General features: G+C 42.1%; 2 protein-coding genes. Both read left to right on the top strand.

Annotated features, from left to right (window positions below):
• The first annotated feature begins 1,068 nt into the window (after nt 1-1,068).
• On the top strand, nt 1,069-1,602 hold the full coding sequence (locus tag ACK5JN_RS17390) for a reverse transcriptase domain-containing protein (protein ID WP_416871309.1): 534 nt from the start codon (nt 1,069-1,071) through the stop codon (nt 1,600-1,602).
• 320 nt (nt 1,603-1,922) lie between these two features.
• Nucleotides 1,923-2,237: a hypothetical protein gene (locus tag ACK5JN_RS17385; protein WP_416871308.1), complete on the top strand. Its 315-nt coding sequence runs from the start codon at nt 1,923-1,925 to the stop codon at nt 2,235-2,237.
• The last annotated feature ends 23 nt before the right edge of the window (nt 2,238-2,260 follow it).

Below are 2,260 nucleotides of genomic sequence, written 5' to 3'. Positions count from 1 at the left end.
CCGAGGTTCGAGTGTATTGTGGAATTTTTTCACATCTCATCTTTCGTCAACTGCATCATGCCACCCAAATGCCCTTCATCATCACAATCATCCAGTGAGCCTCTCAAGAAAAGGGTACACTGAACCCTGACAGGAATACAACAGAGCACAGCATAAGCTAGCCAGAGATATAAAAACTGTAAGGGCAGACAACTTCTGCAATATGACTGAGGAACACAAACATGAAGCTATGGAAGCACTTGAAATCAACAGGATACAGAGACAAGCCAAAAGAAAATCCTGCAATGGTACTTAATAGTGATGGGAAAACATGTCACCATGAAGTAAAGGTAGCCAACTATTTCAATTCATTCTTCACAACGACTGCAGACACACTAGCTTGAACTCTTCCACTGTCACCAAACAAGTACACCACAGATACATCAACATTCCAAAATTACTATAAAAACAAAGGCATTCTCCCAAATAGATTCACACTGACGACAGTTTCTCCTGACTTTACAATGCATGAATTAATGTAACTGAAAACTAACAAGAGTACAGGCCCAGACAAATTACCTGCCAGGTTCCTCAGTGATGAAGCTAAGGTTATAGCTGAACCCTTAACCCACACAGTAAACATGTCAATTAAGACAGACACGGTACCAAACCAAGTAAAGGAAGCAATTGTTACACTGATACACAAGAAAGAGAAACTAAATGTCAGTAATTACAGATATGTTAGTATATTATGCATTGTACCCAAAATACTTGAAAGGGCAATTTACATTCCGGATGAACAATACCTAAAAGAAAACAGCATTCCATATAAGTTCCAGTCAGGGTTAAGAGGTATGTACTCCACAGAAACATGTCGGATTCACCTCACGGACCATATCCGAATTCAGATGGCAAAAGGTAGCTAAACAGGAATGGTCTGTCTAGAGTTACAGAAGGCATTTGATACTGTTGACCACACTATACTATGTAACAAAGTGGAAGCGATGGGCACTTGGTCCACTACTTGGTTTAGATCTTATCTTAGTGACAGAACTCAGAAACTCAAAATAGGAGACAGTCTTAGAATCCTTGCCTCTTGCATGTGGAGTGCCGGAGGGAAGCATCCTGGGTCCATTACTAAATTTATGTTATGTGAATGACATGCCAATCAGTGTTAAATGCAAACTATTGTTATATGCAGACGACAGTGTACTACTTGTGTCAGATAATGACCCTAGAACTGTATCAGATACCCTCTCTAAAGAGCTAGAATCACGCAATGTGTGGCTGGTAGACAACAGACTCTCGCTCCACCGAGGAAAGATTGAGGCCATGCTTTGCAGTACAAAGCAGAAAATGAGGAGTACAGAAGGGTCTGGAGTAAAATGCAAGGACACTTCAATAGAATTTGTTTCAAAAGTGAAATACTTAGGGATAAATTTTGATGAAACACTATCCAGAGAAGGAATACTGGAAACAGTTGCTAAGAAATGTACTGGTTGGATAAAACTTTGGTACAGACAGGCAAGATGCTTCCCAACAGCAGTAAAAAAGATCCTGTGCCAAGCGCTTGTTCACTGTCATCTGCATTATATGCTATATCATCATAATGTGCTGCAATGACACAGAAAGCCAAACAAAAATTATATATGGTTCAGAACAAAATGGTTAGATTTATACTGGACTTTGTACCTGGGACACACTTAGCTGTCAACCACATGAAAGAGCTCAATAATCAATGGTGCCAGGCAGCGCCAAGCAGCTGAGGCTTAACACACACGGAGAACGGTGAACGGTCCACACGTGTTGTTCCCTCTCCAGCGAAATAAGGAAATTCTACAAGTCCGCGCAGCCTAGTGGGCGACAGATAGGTGGGAGCTATGCCATAAGTGCTGTCCCGTCTCATAATTGTGATCAGTCAGGTTAATATCCATGAGTTAAGAGTGAAAATGAACACCCGTAGGAAAGTCAAAGACCAAGATGACGCCGCGGCAGCAGTGTTTACAAGTAGTGGTGAGGGTGCGTTTTCTGGGTTTCACTCTCAGGACGAAAAAGGTGGCGAAATAATGCTGCAGAGAAGAGTGTATATGCTGGAGGAGGTGATAGCAGGACTGCTGGCTAGGCTGCATGACGTTGTAGGTAAGCGGGAGACCTTGCAGAGGGAAAATAATGAACTGAAAATCCTGTGTGAGGGGCTGGAAGCGAAGCTGCGTGATAGTGTTGAAAAGGTGGAACTTAACGTCGAAAGTGTAAAGTAACTGAACGAGGAACAGAAGGAATG

Origin of the sequence: Kluyvera sp., from assembly GCF_047971185.1 — a bacterium.
Classification (GTDB): domain Bacteria; phylum Pseudomonadota; class Gammaproteobacteria; order Enterobacterales; family Enterobacteriaceae; genus Kluyvera.
The sequence above is the reverse complement of the archived record's forward strand: the minus strand, read 5'-3'. Positions and strand labels throughout refer to the sequence as shown.